The following is a 21,455-nucleotide window of genomic DNA, read 5'->3' on the forward strand; positions in this document are numbered from 1 at the left end:
AGCCATCGCTGATCACTTCGGCGAGAGAATTCTTCAGGGTAACGGCGAACTGGACCGTGCTGCCCTGCGCCAAAAAGTATTTGAGGATCCTGAACAACGACGCTGGCTGGAGGGATTATTGCACCCCATTATCCGCCAGGAACTGATCCGCCAGCTGTCACCCGAGGATTACAATCTACCCTACGTGATGCTGGTCTCTCCCCTGCTTCTGGAGACCAACCAGCACGAACTGGTGGAACGGATTGTTGTGGTGGATGTACCGGAAGAAACTCAGATCAACCGCACCATGGCGAGAGACGGGAATAGCCGCGAACAGGTGGAGCGGATACTCGCCGCCCAAATGCCCAGAGCCGCCCGCCGCGAAAAAGCCGATGCGATTATCAACAATGCGCAGCCGCTGGAGCGTGTGGAAGCTTCAGTACACGCTCTGCACCAACGTTTTCTGGCGGATTTCAGCCAAGGAGCATAGTCTGATCCGCCCCGCACTTATTCGTACTGCACTTGCCACCGGCCTCCTCGCTTGTTCCTTCACGAAAGCGGCAGAACCGGTTATCACCATGCGTGATATCTCGGTGCCCGCCCTTCTGGCGCCGGAGCGCCTGCCAATCTCGTTCTATACCTTCGAACCCGCTGAGTTCTGGGCAGAGCCCAGGGATTCTTGGTGGCTGGGAGTCAGCGACTGGGTTATTCGGCAGGAACGTCAGCATGGCCCAACCGTGCAGTCCCTGGGTGCATGGGCGGATCGAACACTGTCCGGCTCTTCCCAGGCGCTGCCAAATAACGAAAGCTACCTGAGACTGGGGTTTGCAGCAGAATCCGAATACAGCGATCCGGCCCAGTTTGAGCCGGAGCTTCGCTTTCGTCTCGATGTCCCCACCGCTGAGGAGAAGCTGAGGCTGGTGGTGGAAAGTGAAAGCGAAGAACTGATCCCGCTGGCGGAACGTGAGCGGGACAGGCAACTGACGGAACCGGAGCGAACCGACACAGAGACAACCGGCGCCCTGAGGTTTCTGACGGATGTTGGAGACTCCATCAATCTCTCCACCGACATTGGTGGCCGGCTGCGACTACCACCCGCACTGTTCTGGCGTATGAAAGCTCGAAAGGGCTGGAAGTTTGACGGGGACTGGACGCTGAATACGCAGCAACGCCTGTACTACTATCACACCGAAGGTTGGGGGGCACGCAGCTGGATCGGCCTGGATCGCTCACTAGGCAACGGCTGGCACTACTACAACTCGTCCGAACTGGAATGGGTTCATAGTGACCGCAAGTTTGTAGCGGCCCACGTTCACAGTATCCAGAAACGACTGAACACCCGCTCGGTAGTTACCCCTCGAGTTGGCATTCTTGGCGAAAGCCAGCCAACCTGGCGAACCACAAGCTATTTCGCAGACGTAACCTGGCGCTACCGGATGTACAGTAACTGGCTTTTTGCCGAGTTGATACCAGCTCTGGAGTATCAGCGGGATGAGGGGTTTGACGATCAGGCCTCTATCGTATTCCGAATCGAAATGTACTTTGCAGGCACCATTGACCGGGAATGACATCAGAAATGAGCAGACCACAGCATAAAAGCCGGCCCGCCGAGGAAGCTCTGACGCTCACACCGATTGCCATCACTCGTTCCTGCTTTCAGGACAAGTTCGGCGTTCCCCGGCAACCCGGCCTTACCCGCCATGCCCACGCGGAACTGGTTATACAAAGTCCCTTTGATCGTGAAGACGCTTTCCGGGGCCTTGAGTCAGCGAGCCATATCTGGCTTACCTTCCAGTTTCATGAAGCCGTTCGCGCCGAATGGCGCCCGGTGGTTCGGCCCCCGAGGCTTGGGGGTAACAAGAAAATCGGTGTGTTTGCCAGCCGTTCGCCTTTTCGCCCGAACAGTCTTGGCCTGTCAGTCGTCAGGAACGAAGGCCTCGCTCGCAAGAATGGCGAACTGGTCCTGAAGATCAGTAATCATGATCTTATTGAGGGCACACCAATTCTCGACATCAAGCCCTACCTGCCGTTTTCGGACTCCGTCCCGGAGGCATCACTGGGCTGGGCAGACAGTGCGCCGACCGACAGATTGGAGGTGACCTTCGCACCAGATGCCTCTGACCAGCTAAGCCAGCTTCCGGAGGCCGACTATCCGGATTTCCGCGCCCTGATTGAGGATGTCGTCAGTTACGACCCGCGCCCGTCATTCCGCCGTGGACGGGATGAACAACGAATCTACGGAGCCAACCTGTTCGACAAGAATGTTCGGTTTCGATTTGTGAACGAAGATTCAATCATGCGTGTGGAAGTGATATCCGTCTGTTAAGATGCACCTTGGTGATTTTGTAGTCGACACAGGGAACTTGTGCCTTGCCTTCAAACCAGTTCTTCAAGCGTTTGGGTTTGCGCCCACTGGCACTGCGGTTGCTTGGGTGGGTGCTGCTGTACAGCCTGATATTGTCACTGGTGGCAACGGGTGTTCAGATGATTGGCGAATTCGAACGCCAGAAATCGGAATTGCAGAGCAGTCAGGAGCGCGCCGCTGACCTTATCGCCGGCGGCATGAGCACCAACCTGTGGGTGATGAATTTCAGCGAAGTAGCCAATAGCCTGGACGACATGCGTTCCATGCCTTTTATTGGCTATGCACGGGTGATCACAACCACCGGCGAAGAATTCAGTACCGGCTCCTACCCTGAAGGCCGGGTAATTACCCAGACATTCCCCCTCGAATTCAACCGTTCCAGTTTTGACCGTCCGCAACGAGTGGGGGAACTGACCATTGTTTCGTCTATTGAACAGGTATACCAGGATATCCTCGATCGCGCCCTGCTGAATCTCCTGTTCCAGTCCATTGTGGTGATGCTGGGCACATTGGGATTGCTGTTGATTGTACGGGTAGCACTGTCCCGCCACCTGGAAACCATGGCGGACTATGCGGCCAAGCTGAATCTGGATGCGCTTGTTGAACCTCTTAAGCTGCGCCGGCGCAACCCTTCCCGGCCCGATGAGCTTTCAGAACTGGAACAGGCATTGAATAAAATGCGGTTGCAGATTCTCGAGGACACCCGCTCCTTAAGGCAGACCACCATCCAGACTCAGGGCGAACGGGACGAAGCCATCCGGGCCAATCACGCCAAGAATCAGTTCCTGGCCAATGTCAGCCACGAGCTGCGTATTCCGCTTCAGTCTGTCCTCGGTTACGCCAATTTGCTGACCGACACGCCTCTGGACCAGGAGCAACGGGAGTATGTGAATACCCTGCTCAATGCCTCGGAAAGCCTGTCTTCCATCATCAATGACCTGCTGGATATCTCCAGCATGGAAGCCGGCAAGCTGGAGCTTGAGGCTATTCCTTTTGACCTGCGCGAAACCCTGAACGATCTGATTCACATGCTTGGCTCCCGGGCCCGGGAAAAAGGTCTGGCCCTGGAAGTACGGGTGGATGAAAACCTGCCCTGGGCGCTGACGGGAGACCCGGTACGCATTCGCCAGGTGTTGCTGAACCTGTTATCCAATGCCATCAAATTCACAGATTCCGGCCACGTGCTGATCAGCATTGAGATTCTTGGCAGAAAAGAAGGCAAAGTGCGCCTTCGGTTGGCGGTTGAGGATACCGGGGTTGGTATAAATCCAGAGGATATACCTCTGGTATACGAGCCCTATGTTCAACTTGGTCAACGCTTCCAGCGTCAGTTACCTGGTGCGGGGCTCGGGCTCACCATCTGCCGTCAACTGGTCGATCTGATGGGCGGCTCGATGGATCTGGAGAGTCGCCCGGGTGAGGGCTCGACTTTTTGGGTGGAACTGTCACTCCAGGAGGCGACCGATGGCTCTGCCAAGGTGCGGCCGGATTCTCGGCAGGTGCAGGGCCGGCGGGTACTGGTCGTTGATTCCTACGAGCTGTCACGCAAGATTACTCTGGAGATGCTATCCCGGTACGATGTTCACATTGATGCCGTGCGGTCAGCCGGGGAAGCACTGACCGCCCTGCGACAAGCCTTTGATGCAGGCATACCCTACGACGCTACAATTCTGGACGGCTTCGTGCCCGACATGGATGCGGATTTACTGTGCCGCCAGGTACGGAGCAACCCGCAATGGGCCGAAATGAGGCTTCTGATCCTGTCCTCCAACCCCCAGCGAGGGGACGCCGAGCATTTTCGCCAGGCCGGTGCTGATGCCTTCTTGAGCAAGTCTCTCCGGGAATCCTACCTGATTCCGATCCTGAACCAGCTGTTTACCCATGACACACAACAGGAACGCCGGTTTCTTACCCGCTTTTCTCTGAAGACCATGGCGGATGCCGGAAGTCGCCAGCGGGAAATCCCTTGCGGTCGGATGCGGGTGCTGCTGGTGGAAGACAATCCCGTAAACCGCACCCTTACCCGTCGATTGCTGGAAAAACTGGGCTGCGAAGTCATGACGGCAAACGACGGGCAGGCCGCATCCTCGCTGTGGCAATGGCATCAGTTTGATGTGGTTTTCATGGACTGCGTTATGCCCCGGATGGACGGCTACGAAGCAACACGCCAGCTCCGGGCCTGGGAAACCAACCATGGTCGCAGCCGGGTACCGGTTGTGGCACTGACAGCCAGCGCCATGGAAGAAGATGAGGAACGTTGCCGCGAAGCAGGCATGGATTCCTTTGTGGCTAAACCTGTCAACCTTGAAATGCTACGGGCAGTGCTGGAACAATATTGTCAGGCTTCTGCAACATCCTGATGAAGCCGCAAGTCACCTGCCCGGAATCATGCCATGAATGTAGAGTGTCCCACCTGTAAGAAATCCGTGGAGTGGAGCGAGACCAACCCCTGGCGCCCCTTCTGCTCTGAGCGCTGCAAACTGATCGATCTGGGTGCCTGGGCCAATGAGGAGTATCGGGTGCCCGCCGAAAATGCGTCTCCTGATGATCTCGACCAGGGCGGCGAGGTTACCCGCCATTGACGTTTTGGTTACCAACCACTTACGGGCTTTTAAGTTGTTAACCACCCGGCAGATGTTTAACATCCGTTGACGTTGAAACTATCGCATATACCGGCAGTTGCGCCGGCCACGCTCTCATAACGACAGCAAAAAAGGTGTACACATGAAGATTACCCGCGTCTCAGCACTGGCACTTTCTCTTGCCGCCGCTCCGGTTCTGGCCAGTGACCTGGATCTGAGTCTGACCAACGATTCGGTCAAAGGTCAGGTTAACTTCTTCGGCAGCCAGGACGAGCTGCAACTGGGTGCCGGATACACCTACCATGAAGGTAGTCGCCACATTATCAACGCCGATTTTCATGCCCAGGGCCGTACCGCTCTCGGTAACCTGCCAACGACTGCCGGCATCGGCATGCGTGGCGTCGGCTGGGATGACGACGATGTTGATGGCGGTGCCATCGGCCTTGGTGGTTTCGCCACGGTGAACATTCCGACCGTGCCCGGTCTGTCGTTTGGCGGCAGCCTGCACTATGCTCCAAGCATTCTGTCGTTTGGCGATTCCGACGACATGACCAGCGTGGAACTGCGTGGCAGCTACCGGGTTATCCGCAATGCGGAAGTGTTTGCCGGATACCGTTACCTGAATACAGAACTGGATTTTGCCGGTTCTCCAGATGTGAATCTGGATGAAGGCGTGCTGGCCGGGATCAAGATCTTCTTCTGACCGCTTCGCCTCGGTTACCCGGCGCCTTGCCGGGTGACTGATTCGTGCAGCTATTCACGCCCTGCCCTCCTGATTACTGCTAGTCTGTCCGGACATTTGCAAACCGGACTGCGCTTTCATGAGACTGACAATCCCTTCCATACTGGCTACTTCCCTGTTGCTTTCCGCCTGTGGGGGCGGAGATAGTGCGATTGACGGCGCCAAAGACATTCCCAACCGGTTTGGCAACACTCAGAACGCGCTGGATGATTTCAGTTCCGGCAGTACCGGGGATTCCAGCAACGCCCGGGGCCTGAAGCCAAATCAGGTACGGGTTACCATGGAATTACCCGTTAATCTGGCACCTGAGGGCGAGCAAACACGGCGTAACCTTCGTATTGTGATTCCCGATCAGGTTCGGGTTTACCGCACCAACACCAGCGCACAAACCTTTGATGATGTTCGTTACTCCACTGAAAAAGGGACGGACGGCCACTTTATTCTGACCTTTGATAATGGCGTTCCCGTTGGTCCGGATGTGATCATTGAGGCCCGTTATGGCACCGCCACGATGACCGCTCTGGCAGCAGACGCCGACCGGGATGTAAAGGTGAACCCTTTTTCCCATTACCTGGTTACCGAGGTGCTCTGGCGCCGGTACTCCACCTATGATTTTCAGACCGTGTTGGACTGTGTGGATAACGCGTCTTGCTTGAACAAGTATGTATGGGGAACTCTGGCCGACCAGGTACACGATTTTGAGATTGATATTCCGGAGAACGCTAACGTTACCCAAGCGACCTCTACCCTGGCTGACCGGGCTGATTTTGCCAGCTATGTAGCAGATATGGCCGACTACGCACTGCTCGGCCAGGCATCCTCAGACCGGATTTCCGCCAGTGCGGCGGATTACAACTCCGTGTTTCTCGGCCTGGAATTGGGCCAGACGTTTCGCGAATCCAATGTAGCAGGAGCCGGCCAGTGGGGCGTACGCATGGCTCAGGTAGAGCGGCTGACCGAGGACAACCGCGCCTTTTTGTATCCCGCACTGACGCTCACGTCGTTCGATGCCTTCAACCTGAATATCACGTCTCTGGCCACGGACATACCTTACGATCGCCAAACGCAGATTCACGGTTTTTTCGAGCGGAATAATTCCGGTATTCCAGAGCAGCTCTTTTTTGAGCGCGGGACCGAAACCTGGGAACGAAACAGCCATTCCAGCGCCCCGGGCGCTGCCACACTGACCACCGAAACACCGGCTCGCTTGCTGGCGGGAAGAGCCCTTTACCAAACCATCACCAAACGAAACAGCAGCCTGATCAATGGCTGGACCAGAAACCCGTACTATCTGGATGCCTTTACTTCCGAACCGGTGAATGACCAGAGCGGGCCAGACCGGGTACTGACCAACTATTTCACCGGCGGCAAAGCGATCGCGCTGGAAGATGATAACGGCAAGCTCAAACGCCGGAACACTCTCGAAAACCACTACCTGAGCGTATTCGAGCTACACCTCCAACGTGCGGAGGCATTCCAGATCTACGATATGGCCGGACAGGCCTATAATGTGGCTTACCTCGCCACCCGCTTCGCCGATGGGGCGCCTGCAACATTCGAAACCGGACATGGTCAATGGGCATTCGGCTCAGCGAACGGTCAGACTCTGAACGGCACCGCCAATGTGGACCAGTTCACCCTGGCCCGCGACGCCTCCGGTGGCGTGGCCACACCCGATACCAGCAACGACACCTGGAATCTGATTAACCGGCGTTCCCGCCTGAGCTCGGGCGATATTTATATGGGGCGGCTGGGGTTGTTCCGCAACGAGATCGACGAACGAACCAACTTCAACGACCCCAACTTTGGCATCCCCGACATGGGCCTGGGAGCGGCAACCCCAAATCAGGATCTGATGGGCTTTAACCTCAATGATGGCACGTTGGGCAGTGGCCTCCTGGTGGCAGGAAAAACGCTCACAGACGGAGCACTGACAGAAGGCACCTATCGGTTACAGGGCGCCATCGTTGGCGTGACGCAGGAGGAAAACCGGCTCTACCACGTGAACAATGCACAGCTGACCCTGGCGAACAGTTCTGCCAGCTTCGAGGGCACAACCATGATGGTGAACCACCTTATCGAAGACAACGAGGTGGTGGCCCCTGAAGAACTGCCGATGCAGTTTAATGGCAGCTTCACAACAACATTGGAAGGGGGCATTTCGATTACCAGCGCCGGAGAATACGAGATGCGCGGCTTCTATACCGCGGCCGGCAACCAGGTCTTCCTGGTTATCAGCGACGATACCGGCCCGGAAATGAAAACCGGGCTATTGCTCGCAACCCTTGTTGAGGAATCCTCTGCGCCTTAAAACCTGAACCGCGGACAGCCCCGTATAACCTGTTATAATTCAAGCCATATCGATAGTAACGAGGGGTTTATGACTGCAGTTAACCGGGCGCTGATGCTGTTGATGCCGTTGTTTGCGTTTGCTGTTGCGGGTGCTATTTACACACCAACCGCAAGTCAGAACACCCTGCCGGGAGAAGGCGAAGGCGAAGTTACCCTGTCTTCTCTGCCACCGCTTCCAAATTGGGCGAATGAGGGTCTTCCGGACTTCTCAACCTATCAGGACACCACTGAAAAGAAAGTCGCGTTCTTCTCTTACCTCTATCCCAGGATAGTGCTTGCCAATTCCCGTATTCTGCTGGAGCGCGAATATCTCACCACGCTTGAAGGCAAGGATGCTCTGACTAAAGATGAACTCGCATGGCTAACAAGCCAGGGGGATCGACTGCGCATTGAGGCCGAGGCCGGAACTGACCAGCAGTTCGACCTGCTTCGGAAACGCCTCGATGTCATTCCTCCGTCTCTGATCCTGGCTCAGGCAGCGAATGAATCCGCCTGGGGGACCTCCCGGTTTGCGACCGAAGGCAACAATCTCTTTGGTCAATGGTGCTTCTCCCGGGGCTGCGGGCTGGTGCCGCAGAGCCGAATCGAAGGTGCCAATCACGAAGTGGCAAAATTCCCGTCACCTTATTACTCCGTGCGCTCCTACATTCAGAATCTGAACCGTCATCCCACCTATCAAACAGTTCGTGATATTCGGCTCGCTGATCGCAATGCCCAGAAACCCCTGTCTGGGTGGGAGCTTGCAGAAGGCCTGCTTGGCTATTCCGAGCGTGGTGAGGAGTACATAAAAGAGATTCGCGCCATGATCCGTTACAACAATCTGGAGTTCTACGACGAGGAATTCAGAACCCTGCTGGGTGACCGGACCCCTGCGCAGTTTGAACGGCTGGCATCCGCCATTCCGGACACGACGCTCCTGCCCGGTGGATCCGGTGGCCAACTGAGCCCGTTTGAAGGCTAATCCCTGAACCTGACAGATTCGAGATTCTCCGATGCTTGATTTCCTGCCCGCGCCGCTAAAAGGCATCCTTGCGGTGCTGTTGATACTGATCAACACCCTGTTGTTTCTTCCGCTACTGTTGCTGGTAGCACTGGCCAAACTCGTTGCTCCAGTCCAGCCGTTTCGTAAGGCGTGCACTATCGTGCTGAATGCCATTGCCTGGTACTGGATCGGCTTCAACAACACCCTGATGAATCTGCTCCACCGGGTGGAATGGGAGGTCCGTGGTGCGGAAGAACTCAGCAAGGAGCACTGGTATTTTGTCACCTGCAACCATCAGAGCTGGGCTGACATTCCCGCTATTCAATATGTACTGAACAGCAAAATCCCACTGCTGAAGTTCTTCCTGAAAAAGCAGCTGATCTGGGTGCCTTTGTTAGGAGTTGCCTGGTGGGCTCTGGATTTCCCGTTTATGCACAGACATACCAAGGAACAGATCGCCAAACGCCCGGAACTGAAAGGCAAGGACATTGAAGCGACAAAGGCCGCCTGTGAAAAATTCCGGTACACACCAGTGACCATTTTCAATTTTATGGAAGGCACCCGTTTCACCCCGGAAAAACACCAGCGCCAGAACTCACCTTACAAGCATCTGCTGAAACCCAGAGCGGGCGGCACGGCCTTTGTATTTGGCGCCATGGGCGAGATGATTCATACCATGCTGGATGTCACTATCGTGTATCCCGGTGGCCGACCCGGCATCTGGGACTACCTGTGCGGACGGGTGCGCAAGATCGTGATCGATATTCGCACCCGCGAAGTGCCGGAGCGTTTTCTTGGAATGGATTACGAAAACAACCGGGAGGTCAGGGTCGACTTCCAGCGATGGGTAAGTGAGATCTGGGCGGAGAAAGACCAGCGAATTGAAACACTGTTGGCCGAAAACAGCTAACGAATAATCCCTGCGGGGCTGCGGTATTACAGCAGCCCCAGCTCCCGGGCCCGGACAATTGCCTGTGTCCGTGATTTAACATCCAGCTTGGCGTTTATCCTTCTGGCGTGGGTTTTCACGGTATGCAGCGAAATATGCAATTTGTCGGCGATTTCCTGGTTTGATAGCCCCTGGGCGATCAATTCCAGAACGCCCTGCTCCCGATCACTGATAGGTTCGGCCAGCGGATCTGCCGCCGCTGCCACTGGCTCACAACCAAACAGCTGCCCAAGCGCTGCGGTAAAGTCCCCATTATCCAGATGGCGATAACATTTTTCCATCAGTGGCCCAAGCTCTTTCATAAGCTCTGCAAACGGGCTTATAAAATGCTCCCGGCTCGCCTGGGCAACGACGCTCTCCAGCCTCTTCCGGGCGGCAGGAAGGCCTTTCTCGGCTTCCAGCAGAACAGCATCCAGCAAACCCGCATGCAGCTGCAGCCCCCAGGGCATGCTGCCCTGGTATTTCTCAGAGACAGCATCCAGATGCTCCCGGGCTCTCACCAGGTCGCCATTGGCCATATCAGCCCGCACCTGCAAGCAATCCAGCAGGCCTGGCATCATCGGGAAAAGCTCTGGTACACATCCACCTTTACGGTAAGGTTCCAGTTTGGCGATCGCCTGCGTCGCACTGTCGTGTTGGCCTTGGGCCAGCCAACAGCTGGCTTTTAACGCTTCCAGCACCGGTACGTACAGGCTCTCATCCACCTGCCAGGTATGCATGGTGCGCTCTGCCCGACCCACCCAGACGAAGGCATCATCCATCCGGCCCTGAGCGCGACACATCAGCACCCTCAACGCCATGGCGAGCAGCAACCCAAGATCACGGGTCTGTTCGGCATGACGGGCACAGTTGACCAGCAGTCGATCGGCTTCCGTCAGACGGCCCTGATGCCAGAGTACCAGGACCAGATTCAGTTGCAGGCGGGTTTCCCCGATTCGTGCCGGCCGGCTGAGCTCCTGCATGGCCGTATCCAGCCCGGTTCGCAAAAGTTGCTCCGCGTGGCGCAGTGCCCCCTTACCCAGTTCAATGCGGGCGTGGGCGTACACCGCCAGGGCCTCGGACCCCGAATCGCCAGCTTCGCGGGCCAGCTTGGAAGCAACACGATTGGCATCCCGAGCCTCCTGAAAAGACCCGGCCGCACAAAGCGCGCTCGAACGAACAATTTGAGTCACCAGCTGCGCCTGGGTCGACATGCTACCCATCGCCAGCGCCTTGTCAGCCATGGCCAACGCGGGCTGCACAAAGCCCTCACCGCGCAATATAAACGCCTTCAAAGCGTAGATGCGGGCCTCATGCTCTTTCCGGTCCCGGTCATTGAAGCCTTCAAGAAGTTGCTTTGCCTGCTGGAACTGACCACCAATGGCATGTACCCAGCCATAGACAATACGCAACCGGGCGCTTCGCTCCAGCAACTCTGCCGGCAGGTTTTTTCTCAAGCTCAGCAAAGAGGCAGTGTCCTGGCCCAGTAACAAAGCCTCGGTACTCTCTGAGGCAATACGAACAACCTCATTGCTATCTCCCGCCAACACAGCATATTTCAGCGCCTCCGGGAACTGCTGACGTTGCTCGAACCATCGGCTGGCCATCAACATGCGGGTTATGTAGCCCCCCATCACCGGGGTTTGCAGCCAGGCCTGTAGCAATGGATTGAGGCGATACCACCGGCCCCGGCCAGGGACCGGCTTCAGGGGCAGCCCACGTTCAGCAGCCTCTGAAGGTGGCATCCCCGACTCGGACACAGAGGGCTCGATAGCGAAAAACAACTCATCCGAACAGGTGTCCAGCTCGGCAATCGCCCGCATTGATTTCAATTGGGTAGAACCCAACTGGGCCGCAATACAGTCTTTCAGGAAACGCTCTACCGAAGGGGTTTCATGCAGGGCCCTACGCTCCCCGCCCTGTTTCAGCTCTCGCCGATACAGTGCCAGTGGCGTTGGCCAACCTTCAGTGAGCCCGAATAAATGATCAATCGCGACGCTGGTAATCAGGCCGTCGGAACGCGCTTTCGCAAAAAACTCAAAGGTTTCAGACCGTGAAAACTCCAGAATATCGGGTCCTAGCCTGGTGTAGTTGCCATTCAGTTCCAGTGTGTGGCTCTCAAATGGCACCGGAAGCCGAGAAGCCATAGCAACTGAAAGACCCGAAGGCAGGTGGGTAACCAACTGGTGCAATAAGCCGCTGACTGCCGGGTTGGTAAGATGATGGACATTATCCAGAACCAGCACTTCTCTGACCTCGCGGGCCTGCCGATCCCGATTGACCAGAAGCATCGTCAAATGGTCTTCAAAGGTTCCACCATTCGGCGACAGTACCTCTGCCAATCCCAATGCCATCGCAAGTATGGAAAGAAAACGGGAGGGAGCGTTGTCCCCGGCGTTCAGGGATATCCAGCGAACATTCACGTCCGGTGCACTGGCCAGCGCACGGACCAGGGCGTGAGTCTTGCCGTAACCTCCGGGTGCTTCTAGCTGTAGCAGTCTACCGGCTTGCAAGGCCTGGCATATCATTCGATCCAGATTCGGCCTCGCCAGGGTATCGTCTGGTACAGATGGCACCCTCAGCCGGTGCTCCATAAGATCCCGCACCAGCTCACCGCTCTGTAGACTGGAGTTCGCGGTCTGGAACTCGTCGTTGGCTGCACAGCCTTCTTTAAAGGATTTCACGCACTGCCCCGTTTGAAACCGGCCGGACGAACGCCCAAACCGGAAAATAAGAGTCTTGCTTAGGCCGAAAACGGCATGGCGTCCTGCATGGGGTACGCCTTTAGTATGAGTCTTGAGGGAGAGGTTAAACCAAAGCAGGTGCTTGCTGCAAAAAATTGACGGGGAAAAAAGAGGTTAGAGGCGATTTTTTAACGCGGAGACACTTACCAACGGCCAAAAAAAAGCGAGCCATAGAGGCTCGCTTTTCCTGACAGCGGTGAAACGCTGTTATTAACGGGTTCCAGCGCGACGCAGAGCCGCCGGCGTGTAATCCCGTGACTGACGCTCGACACCAAAGGTGTACGGCTGGTTCTCTTCGTTGGTCAGGCCAAGAGCCAGGTAACGACCGGAGAGCAGATCGTACAGTACTTCGATCGCGTACCAGGGCACGTTCTGATCGTAGAACTGCATTCCGTGGGCTTCAGCGACACGCCAGAGCTCGCCACGGCCATCGTAGTGATCGATAACCGCTGCCTGCCAGGAGTCCTCATCAATGTAGAAGTCACGCTGGGCGTATACATGCCGCTCACCGTCCTTCAGGGTTGCACGCACGTGCCACACACGGTGCAGCTCGTAACGGGTCAGATCCTGATTGATGTGTCCGGCTTTGATGATTTCATCGTAGCTCAGGCCGCGATCCACCAGCTTGTAGGAGTTGTACGGAATGTACATTTCCTTCTTGCCCAGCAGTTCCCAGTTGTAGCGATCGGGAGCGCCGTTGTACATGTCGAAGTTGTCAGAGGTACGCATGCTATCAGACGCAGTACCCGGACCATCGTAGGCAACCTGCGGAGCACGACGAACCCGACGCTGACCGGCGTTGTAGATCCACGCCCGGCGCGGTTCTTTCACCTGATCAATCGTTTCATGTACCAGCAGTACGTTACCCGCCAGACGCGCTGGCGCAGTAATAGCCTGCTTGAAGTAGAACAGAACGTTGTCGTCTTCACCTGGCTGATAATCGTTCAGGTAAGTACGCCATGTCAGTTCGTCCTGGAACTTGACCACTGAGTAGTCGCCACCAGCTGTAGGAGTGACCTGGCCAACGTTCCGCTGCACCGAACCACCGCGATACCGGGTAATGTGGTTCCAGATAGCTTCGAGGCCGTTCTGGGGAATCGGGAACGGCGTTGCACTCTCGTAATTGCCCAGCCCGTTACCGTCCTGAATCAACTCCACTTTGGTGGCGTTCTCAACGGTCTCATCCATCACTTCTTTCGGGTAAGCCGCCGTACGATGGGTCGGATAGACCGGAATCTTGTAATCGGCGTACTGGCGAATCATCGCCACCTGGCCCGGAGACAGCTTGTCGGCATATTGATCAACATTGCTCTGATCAATGACAAACTCGGGCTGCTCATTCGGGAACGGATTTACATAGATACCGTCGCCCTTGTAGCCCGCCGGCGGAGTTGTTAACCCGCCGGTCCATGCCGGGATGGCACCGCCATTACCAGACTTCTCTGCACCCATCGGGGTCAGAGTATCGCCCAGCTTGGCCGCTTCTTCTGCAGAAACCGCGCCCCAGGCCTGACCGGTAAAGAGACTTGCAGCCAGTACACCTGTGGCCAGTAGTTTCTTGTTTAATTTCATCTAAATTACCTCGTTGAACGAATTCGGTCCGGTTCAGAATGAGTAGGAAACGCTCGCACTCACGAAATCACGGTCGGTCAACTCGTTATACGGTTTGCCACCGAAAAAGTTTGTGTAGCCGATGTTGCCTGTGATCTTGTTCTGATAAACCGCCTGAACGGACAGACCAAGCGCCTTGCTTCCTTCGTTGAAGGCACCACCCGGCTGCGGGGAATAACCTTCTACGTCGTGGCTCCAGGCCAGCTGCGGCAACAGGTTTACACCTGCAAACACGTTCGGGTAGTCCCAAACCAGACGCGTGCGATAACCCCAGGAGAAGTCTGTGGTATAGCCGTCGTTCTCACAGTAGTCCGGGTTCAGATTCAGCTGGGGACAGATATCACCCGCAGGCGTGGGCACCGGACCTACGCCAAAAGTACCGGAGCGCCCATAACGTGCCTCGTCGTAGCCCGGCAGATCGTGTACCCAGGTCATACCCACTTCATTGATCAGGGACAGACGGCTGGCACCCATAACCTGATCGAAGAACTTGATCAGCGTGAACTGGAATTGGGAGACATTGTAACGGTCATAGCCAGAAGCCCTCAGACCGTTGATATCGAAGTCCGCTCCAAGTTCTTTTTGCCGCTGTTGTTGCAAGAGGCTAACAGGCGTCGAATTTGGATCATTAGGGTTGGTTGGCAGTTGCAGACCAGCATAGATCAGCTCAAAAGCGTTCCACTGAAGGGGCACATCCTCACGGAAGCTGTACTCTGCGCCCAGCGACCAGCCGCCGGGCGTGGTGGTATTGATACTGATCCCATATAGATCGATATTCTCCGGGTATTCCATAAAGTATTCGGGGAAGTACCCCGGACCACGGGCAGGGCCATCATTAAGCACGCCACTTACATACGGCAAGCGACTGTTGTACTTTATGTAATAGAAGCCCAGCTCTGAATCATTCAACTCAGGCACATACCAACGAACGGCTACACCAAACTGATCCTTCGAATCCGCCTCTACATCAGCCAGTCGGTTAATTGCATAGCCACCAAGGCCCAATGAGTCGGCAGCATCAAGTATCTGACTCTGAGCCTCGCTCACATCACCCGCTGGCCAGATAGGGCCGCAGCCATCGGCGACAAAATCAATGGTAGAGAAGAAGGTTCCGCAATCGTCCGGGCGCACCGGCTCCCATTTGGCCTGAACGAAGGCTTCAACGGAGACGTTTTCAGTGACACCGGCAGACATGTAGAACATCTCAACCGGCAGCAACGCATCCTTCAATTCGGAGCCTGGAGCACGGAACGCCTGAACATCTACCGGGTTGATGGTGTTGATACCACCCTGGATAAACGTACTCTCACCCCAGCTCACTACCTGCTTACCATAGCGCAGGCTCACAGGGATGTTGCCGAAGTACCAGTCAGAAAACACGTAGGCATCGAGGATTTCGCCGCCTGAGGCATTATCCTTTGCTTTCTCGTTGAGCTCTACGTAACGGCGATTCTCGTCTTTGAGCTCGAAGTCATACCAATAGCGGCCACGAACAAAACCACCTACGCGGGTCAGATACTGACTGTCGACTGCATAATCCAGGAACAGCTCACTGTTACCCTTGACGATCTTGGAGATGGTATCGCCTTTGTCGAAATTGCGATTACCGTCGTCATAGTTGTTGGTGGAAGCAGTACCCCGCCCATCATGCGGAGCCAGAAGACGCTTGTCAGCTTCTTCTACTCGCCAGGAAGCACCGGCAGATAACGTGGTATTGAACTGAGCCTCAACATCACCCATGTAGAACGAGTATGCTGCTGCCTGGCCGGACACGCCGGCGGCTATGGCTACGGCAAGTGGTAACTTGGTCCAACGCTGCCACGGTTGAGTTTTTCTTGTCATTGGAAGGCTACTCCGTTGTTGTTCTGAGTCGCTGCTCGATTGTTCTGGTGTTAGGTGTCCTGACGGCTGTACACACAGTGCCGTGATGATTGCACTATAGCTAAGCCTTTCGGGGGCTTTGATCAGTCAAAAGTATGATTTTGCTGTCACTCTCTGTTCAGCCGGGGCTCGCACTCCCTCACTATAGACAAGATTCAGGAGTGCAACCACCTGTCGTCTTACAGCATTTCGATCGCCATTGCGGTGGCTTCACCACCACCGATGCAGAGCGCGGCAACACCCTTCTTTTTGCCATAGCGCTTGAGGGCATGCATCAGGGTAACCAGAAGACGGGAACCGGTAGATCCAACCGGATGCCCCTGGGCACAGGCTCCACCGTGAATATTCACCTTGTCCGGATCCAGGCCCAGCTCTTTGATAGGCATCATGGCCACCATGGCGAAGGCTTCGTTGATCTCGTAAAGGTCAACATCGTCCTTGGTCCAGCCGGTTTTCTGGAAAAGTGTCTGGATCGCGCCCACTGGCGCACAGGTGAACTCGCTGGGATGCTGGGACTGAGTGCTATGGGCAACGATCCGCGCCAGGGGCTTGAGGCCACGTTTTTCGGCTTCGGATTCACGCATCAGCACCAGTGCTGAGGAGCCGTCAGAAATGGAAGACGCGTTTGCTGCAGTCACGGTACCGTCTTTGGCAAACGCCGGGCGCAGTGTCGGAATCTTCTCAATGTTGGCGTTGTGGGGCTGCTCATCATCCTCTACCACCACCTCGCCCTTACGGGTCTTGACGGTAACGGGGATGATCTCCTCTTTGAGCAGGCCTTCTTCAATCGCTTTCTTGGCACGATTCAGGGAGGAAATCGCGTAGTTGTCCATTTCTTCCCGGGTATAGCCTTTCTTGTCCGCCATTTCCTGGGCGAAAGATCCCATCAAACGGCCAGTCTCGGCGTCTTCGAGGCCATCCAGGAACATATGGTCCTGGGGCGCCTGCCCAGGCCCCATGCGGTAGCCCTGGCGGGCGCCCAGCAAAATGTGAGGCGCGTTGGACATACTCTCCATGCCACCGGCTACCATGATGTCGTTTGAGCCGGCTTTGATCAGGTCATGGGCGAACATGGTCGCTTTCATGCCGGAGCCACAAAGTTTGTTAATGGTGGTGGCGCCAGTACTGTCTGGCAGTCCCGCCTTGCGCATGGCCTGGCGAGCGGGCCCCTGCTTCAGGCCAGCCGGCAGCACGTTACCCATAATGACTTCCTGAATATCGGCAGGCTGCAGGCCGGCGCGCTTCACCGCCTCAGCGATGGCAATTGCGCCCAGTTCCGGCGCGGAAACCGGGGCAAGACTACCCATAAAACCACCCATGGGGGTGCGAACACCGCTCACGATGACAACGTTGTCCTGACTCATGCTGTGACCTCTCTGTTGGTTCTTTATGATTCTGGTTATGGTTTGTGGGGCGCTTCGAGATACTCTTGGGATTGCATTTCCAGCAACCGGGATTCCGTGCGCTCGAATTCAAAGCTCAGGCGCCCGCCCGAATAGAGCTCGGTGATGGGCGCCGCAGCAGAGATAATGACCTTGACGTTGCGGTCGTAGAACTCATCGATCATGTTGATAAAACGGCGCGCCTGGTCGTCCTTGTCGCCACCAAGCACCGGTACATTGCTGACGATAATGGCGTGGAACTGGCGCGCCATTTCGATGTAATCGTTCTGACTCCGGGGGCCGTCACACACGTCTTTGAAGTCAAACCAGACCACATCGTCTGCGTGGGCCTGGGCCGGAATCTTGCGACCGTTGATTTCCATGGTTTTACTGTGCTTCGCCGCTTCGACGGCCAGGGCGTCGAAACTGTTCCGCAAGCTGATATCCGCCTCATCATCCAGCGGACAGTGATAAAGCTCTGCCTGCTCCAGGGTACGCAGGCGATAGTCCACGCCGCCATCCACATTCACCACATCGGTGTACTTCTTTACCAGCTCAATGGCAGGCAGGAACCGCGCGCGCTGGAGGCCATCTTTATAAAGGCCATCGGGGACGATATTGGACGTACACACCAAGGTAACACCACGACCAAAAAGCCCATCCATCAGCGTGGCAAGGATCATGGCATCGCCAATATCGGAAACAAAGAACTCGTCGAAACAGATGACACGGGTCTCGTCCGCAAACTTTTTAGCCACCATCTCAAGGGGGTTTTTCTCCCCTTTCAAAGCCTTCAATTCGTTGTGAACGCGCTGCATAAAACGGTGGAAGTGCACCCGCATCTTGCGCTCGAATGGCAGCGACTCAAAAAAGGTGTCCATCAGATAGGTTTTACCCCGGCCAACGCCGCCCCAGAAATACAGGCCTTTAACCGGCTCTTCCCGGCCCTTCTTGAGTTTGCGGCGCAGTTTGGCCAACCCTTTGTTGCGCTCGTTTTCAGCAGCCACCAATTTATCGTACAGTGACTGCAGGCGTTGGACTGCATCTACCTGGGCGGGGTCCTTGTGAAAATCCGGGCGTTCAAGATCCTTTTGGTAACGCTCCCAAGGGGTCAGGTTCGCAACGGTATCGGAGGACGTGGCTGCAGTCATCAGGCTTCCTGAATAGTTGAGTCGAGTGAAAAATCGGCGCGGTATTGTCGCCTATTTCGCGTTTTTTCGCCACGCCGGGCGGCTCTCGGGGCAATACGACGATTGGCTCAGTGTTTCAGCATGGGCTCAATCGGTTTGGGGCGTTATACTCCGTTTACGGGGATTGGCTCACTTCCAGGCAATATAAGGACGATTTTCATATGACAAACCTGATTCTGGCGGCAGTTGCCGCGTTGGTAGTTGGCATTGTCATCGGGATTCTGGTTGGCCGTTCCGGCCAGGGAGCAACGTTGCGGCAGCGCCGGGCGGAGCAGCAGATTGAAGAGCTGCGCAGCGAGTTTACGCGCTATCAGGCCCAGGTGAACGAGCACTTTATGGAATCCGCGCACCTGTTGCGCCGGTTCAACGACGCCTACCGGGATGTGAACCAGCATATGGCTCGTGGCGCCAACCGTCTGTGCAATGACGAAGACTGGATGGAAGAGCTGGATCAGAAATCCAAGGGCAGACTGGAGCATGGCAGTGATGGCGAGCCTTCAGAACCTCCCAGGGATTATGCACCCAAGGCCGACCCTGAGGCCAAAGGCACGCTTGCCGAGGACTACGGCCTGGACAAGGGCGAGAAGCGCCCGGCCTGATTCGGAATCAGAGGCTGCGCCACGCGCAGCCTGGCAACGATCTTCATACCGGATTATCACAATCGATGAAACGGTGTGTAACACCAAACGCCTCAGCAATCGCCGCCCCTAACGCCTGCACTCCATAACGCTCTGTCGCGTGATGGCCCGCCGCAAAGTAATGAATGCCGCATTCCCGGGCGGTATGCGTTGTCGGCTCCGAGATTTCACCACTGATGTAGGCGTCTACGCCCGCCTCCAAAGCAACGTTGATAAAGCCCTGAGCGGCGCCCGTACACCAGGCGACGGCTTTGATTTTGTCTGCCCCTGCACCAACGTGCAACGGCTGCCTGTGCAGAGCCCGAGCCATCTCTAACTCAAACTTTTCAACTGACAAGGGCTCCGGCAACTCACCCTGCCAGACCAGCCCCCCCAGCGGCCTAGGATTCTGGATTCCGAGCACTTCCGCCAGTTGCCGGTTGTTGCCATACTCTGGATGATCGTCCAGTGGCAGATGGTAGGCGACGAGGTTGATGTCGTTGTCCAGCAACTGCTTGATCCGGTTTTTCTTCATGCCACGAATAGTCTGGTCTTCACCTTTCCAGAAGTAGCCGTGGTGGACAAGGATCATGTCTGCGTTTTGTGCGACTGCTGCGTCAATCAGTGCCTGGCTGGCCGTTACACCGGTCACAAGGGTCATAACCTGCTCGCTGCCTTCAACCTGAAGGCCGTTCGGGCAGTAATCCTGGAAGGTATCCGGCTGAAGCCATTGATTTATCTTGGCTATAATCTCGTTTCTGCTCGCCATTAAACACCTCGAACACATTTCGGTTTCTGGACGCATGGCAGCTGGCGTGCACAACGTTTGAAAGCAAGGGTCAGCAGGGGTTTCCGGAAATGTCGGAGGCCATGGATGGCCGGAGAGAAGCGCACATGGATGTGCTTGTAGCGGTTTCCGGAAACCCCTGCTGACCCTTGCGGCACCTCGAAGCTGAAACGCCAGCGTAACTCGGCGCGCCGATTCCTCGTTCTACTTCGACATTAGACTACAGCGCATCCAGGCCTTTTATCAGGGCATTGTTCTGGTCACTGGTACCAATCGTGATGCGCAGAAAATCGCTGATTCTTGGCTTATTGAAATGCCGGACAATAATGCCCTGCTCCCGAAGCTTCGCCGCAATCGCAGCGCCTTCATGGCCGGGATGGCGGGCAAAAACAAAGTTTGCCTTGGATGGCAGCACCTCAAAACCAAGCGTTTCCAACTCCCTGGTCACCCGCTCGCGCTCGCGGATCACGCCACTGCAGGAATCCTCGAACCACTGCTTGTCCTCAAACGCAGCCACAGCACCAGCCAGAGCCAAACGGTCCAGCGGATAGGAATTGAAGCTGTCTTTAACACGGTTGAGAGCCTCGATCAGATCTTCATTACCAACCGCAAAGCCAACTCTCAGGCCAGCCAGTGAACGGGCCTTGGAGAGGGTCTGGCACACCAACAGGTTCGGGTACTGATTCACCAGACGAATCGCCGTCTCGCCACCGAAATCCACATAGGCTTCATCAACCACCACCACGCTATCCGGGTTGGCCTGCAGGATATCCTCTACGTGCCCAAGTCCGAGGTAGCGTCCCGTCGGCGCATTCGGGTTCGGGAAGATAATGCCGCCGTTGTCACGCTTGTAGTCGTTCGGATCGATCTCGAAGCTGTCGGTCAACGGAATAACCGCACTCTCGATCTGGAACAAGCCGCAATACACCGGGTAAAAGCTATAGCTGATGTCCGGAAACAGGATCGGCTTGTCGTGTTTCAGAAGCCCCTGAAAGATATGCGCCAGCACTTCATCGGAACCGTTGCCAACAAACACCTGTTTGGGATTGATTCCAAAATCAACGTGGTATTCGGCAATGGTATCTTTCAGGGCCTGGCCTTCCGGGTCCGGATACAGGCGCAGGCTGTCATTCAACTCTCTCTGAATGGCTTCAATCACTTTTGGCGATGGGCCGAATGGGTTTTCATTGGTGTTCAGCTTAACCAGATTGGCCATTTTCGGCTGTTCACCCGGCACATAAGGCTTGAGTTCACTGACCAGGTCGCTCCAGTACTTACTCATTGATCCGGTACTCCGCTGAACGTGCGTGCGC

General features: G+C 55.9%; 17 protein-coding genes. 10 read left to right on the plus strand and 7 right to left on the minus strand.

From position 1 onward, the window contains the following. The 9 genes from coaE to B3Y70_RS05235 all read left to right on the plus strand — a co-directional run. Window positions 1-469, plus strand: a 469-nt coding sequence (gene coaE, locus B3Y70_RS05195; protein ID WP_288589327.1) for a dephospho-CoA kinase, incomplete at its 5' end; no start/stop codon positions are given. 88 nt (window positions 470-557) lie between these two features. Beyond that, a complete protein-coding gene (locus tag B3Y70_RS05200; RefSeq protein WP_286895553.1) occupies window positions 558-1,547 on the plus strand; it encodes a hypothetical protein in 990 nt (329 codons plus the stop codon). Between the two features lie 8 nt (window positions 1,548-1,555). Continuing rightward, window positions 1,556-2,305: a tRNA (N6-threonylcarbamoyladenosine(37)-N6)-methyltransferase TrmO gene (gene tsaA / locus B3Y70_RS05205; RefSeq protein ID WP_114434283.1), complete on the plus strand. Its 750-nt coding sequence runs from the start codon at window positions 1,556-1,558 to the stop codon at window positions 2,303-2,305. A gap of 44 nt (window positions 2,306-2,349) precedes the next feature. Further along, window positions 2,350-4,704 carry a response regulator gene (locus B3Y70_RS05210; RefSeq protein ID WP_286895551.1) on the plus strand — a complete coding sequence of 785 codons (2,355 nt, stop codon included), beginning with the start codon at window positions 2,350-2,352 and terminating at the stop codon, window positions 4,702-4,704. A gap of 33 nt (window positions 4,705-4,737) precedes the next feature. Next, the gene (gene yacG, locus B3Y70_RS05215; RefSeq protein WP_011786133.1) at window positions 4,738-4,926 is read left to right on the plus strand and encodes a DNA gyrase inhibitor YacG; all 189 of its coding nucleotides are present in this window, start codon (window positions 4,738-4,740) and stop codon (window positions 4,924-4,926) included. Between the two features lie 142 nt (window positions 4,927-5,068). Beyond that, window positions 5,069-5,629 (plus strand): YfaZ family outer membrane protein, encoded by a 561-nt coding sequence (locus tag B3Y70_RS05220; protein WP_286714682.1) that lies wholly within the window; start codon window positions 5,069-5,071, stop codon window positions 5,627-5,629. Between the two features lie 118 nt (window positions 5,630-5,747). Further along, a complete protein-coding gene (locus B3Y70_RS05225; RefSeq protein WP_273031351.1) occupies window positions 5,748-7,979 on the plus strand; it encodes a hypothetical protein in 2,232 nt (743 codons plus the stop codon). A 69-nt stretch (window positions 7,980-8,048) separates the two neighbouring features. Next, window positions 8,049-8,981 carry a glucosaminidase domain-containing protein gene (locus B3Y70_RS05230; RefSeq protein WP_114434209.1) on the plus strand — a complete coding sequence of 311 codons (933 nt, stop codon included), beginning with the start codon at window positions 8,049-8,051 and terminating at the stop codon, window positions 8,979-8,981. A gap of 31 nt (window positions 8,982-9,012) precedes the next feature. Beyond that, entirely contained in the window at window positions 9,013-9,912 is a 900-nt protein-coding gene (locus B3Y70_RS05235) for an acyltransferase (RefSeq protein WP_199452319.1), read from the plus strand. Between the two features lie 26 nt (window positions 9,913-9,938). Here B3Y70_RS05235 and B3Y70_RS05240 read toward each other — a convergent pair whose 3' ends face one another. The 5 genes from B3Y70_RS05240 to zapE form a co-directional block, all read right to left on the minus strand. Further along, complete coding sequence (locus tag B3Y70_RS05240; RefSeq protein ID WP_153741135.1) at window positions 9,939-12,614, minus strand: LuxR C-terminal-related transcriptional regulator; 2,676 nt, start codon at window positions 12,612-12,614, stop codon at window positions 9,939-9,941. 270 nt (window positions 12,615-12,884) lie between these two features. Then, the gene (locus B3Y70_RS05245) at window positions 12,885-14,246 is read right to left on the minus strand and encodes a DUF1329 domain-containing protein (RefSeq protein WP_153741136.1); all 1,362 of its coding nucleotides are present in this window, start codon (window positions 14,244-14,246) and stop codon (window positions 12,885-12,887) included. 33 nt (window positions 14,247-14,279) lie between these two features. Next, the gene (locus B3Y70_RS05250) at window positions 14,280-16,127 is read right to left on the minus strand and encodes a DUF1302 domain-containing protein (protein ID WP_153741137.1); all 1,848 of its coding nucleotides are present in this window, start codon (window positions 16,125-16,127) and stop codon (window positions 14,280-14,282) included. Window positions 16,128-16,345: 218 nt separating this feature from the next. Then, window positions 16,346-17,530 (minus strand): thiolase family protein, encoded by a 1,185-nt coding sequence (locus B3Y70_RS05255; protein ID WP_224850063.1) that lies wholly within the window; start codon window positions 17,528-17,530, stop codon window positions 16,346-16,348. Between the two features lie 35 nt (window positions 17,531-17,565). After that, window positions 17,566-18,663, minus strand: a complete 1,098-nt coding sequence (gene zapE / locus B3Y70_RS05260) for a cell division protein ZapE (RefSeq protein ID WP_206769562.1) — start codon at window positions 18,661-18,663, stop codon at window positions 17,566-17,568. A 236-nt stretch (window positions 18,664-18,899) separates the two neighbouring features. Here zapE and B3Y70_RS05265 point away from each other — a divergent pair, with 236 nt between their 5' ends. Further along, window positions 18,900-19,337, plus strand: coding sequence for a YhcB family protein (locus tag B3Y70_RS05265; protein WP_011786143.1), 438 nt, complete (start codon window positions 18,900-18,902; stop codon window positions 19,335-19,337). A 43-nt stretch (window positions 19,338-19,380) separates the two neighbouring features. On the opposite strand, the gene B3Y70_RS05270 is transcribed toward B3Y70_RS05265, so the two are convergent. Together B3Y70_RS05270 and hisC are read right to left on the minus strand one after the other, a co-directional pair. After that, complete coding sequence (locus B3Y70_RS05270; protein WP_199452324.1) at window positions 19,381-20,124, minus strand: Nif3-like dinuclear metal center hexameric protein; 744 nt, start codon at window positions 20,122-20,124, stop codon at window positions 19,381-19,383. A 238-nt stretch (window positions 20,125-20,362) separates the two neighbouring features. Beyond that, window positions 20,363-21,424 carry a histidinol-phosphate transaminase gene (gene hisC, locus B3Y70_RS05275; protein ID WP_273031359.1) on the minus strand — a complete coding sequence of 354 codons (1,062 nt, stop codon included), beginning with the start codon at window positions 21,422-21,424 and terminating at the stop codon, window positions 20,363-20,365. Window positions 21,425-21,455 lie beyond the last annotated feature (31 nt).

Source organism: Marinobacter sp. UBA5687, assembly GCF_002420325.1.
Taxonomy (GTDB): Bacteria; Pseudomonadota; Gammaproteobacteria; order Pseudomonadales; family Oleiphilaceae; genus Marinobacter; species Marinobacter nauticus.

Coding starts and splice junctions, on each gene's coding strand:
- B3Y70_RS05200 (WP_286895553.1), top strand. CDS start 558: ATGCGTGATATCTCGGTGCCCGCCCTTCTGGCGCCGGAGCGCCTGCCA.
- B3Y70_RS05235 (WP_199452319.1), top strand. CDS start 9,013: ATGCTTGATTTCCTGCCCGCGCCGCTAAAAGGCATCCTTGCGGTGCTG.
- B3Y70_RS05265 (WP_011786143.1), top strand. CDS start 18,900: ATGACAAACCTGATTCTGGCGGCAGTTGCCGCGTTGGTAGTTGGCATT.
- B3Y70_RS05270 (WP_199452324.1), bottom strand. CDS start 20,124: ATGGCGAGCAGAAACGAGATTATAGCCAAGATAAATCAATGGCTTCAG.
- B3Y70_RS05255 (WP_224850063.1), bottom strand. CDS start 17,530: ATGAGTCAGGACAACGTTGTCATCGTGAGCGGTGTTCGCACCCCCATG.
- yacG (WP_011786133.1), top strand. CDS start 4,738: ATGAATGTAGAGTGTCCCACCTGTAAGAAATCCGTGGAGTGGAGCGAG.
- tsaA (WP_114434283.1), top strand. CDS start 1,556: ATGAGCAGACCACAGCATAAAAGCCGGCCCGCCGAGGAAGCTCTGACG.
- B3Y70_RS05220 (WP_286714682.1), top strand. CDS start 5,069: ATGAAGATTACCCGCGTCTCAGCACTGGCACTTTCTCTTGCCGCCGCT.
- B3Y70_RS05250 (WP_153741137.1), bottom strand. CDS start 16,127: ATGACAAGAAAAACTCAACCGTGGCAGCGTTGGACCAAGTTACCACTT.
- B3Y70_RS05245 (WP_153741136.1), bottom strand. CDS start 14,246: ATGAAATTAAACAAGAAACTACTGGCCACAGGTGTACTGGCTGCAAGT.
- hisC (WP_273031359.1), bottom strand. CDS start 21,424: ATGAGTAAGTACTGGAGCGACCTGGTCAGTGAACTCAAGCCTTATGTG.
- B3Y70_RS05230 (WP_114434209.1), top strand. CDS start 8,049: ATGACTGCAGTTAACCGGGCGCTGATGCTGTTGATGCCGTTGTTTGCG.
- B3Y70_RS05225 (WP_273031351.1), top strand. CDS start 5,748: ATGAGACTGACAATCCCTTCCATACTGGCTACTTCCCTGTTGCTTTCC.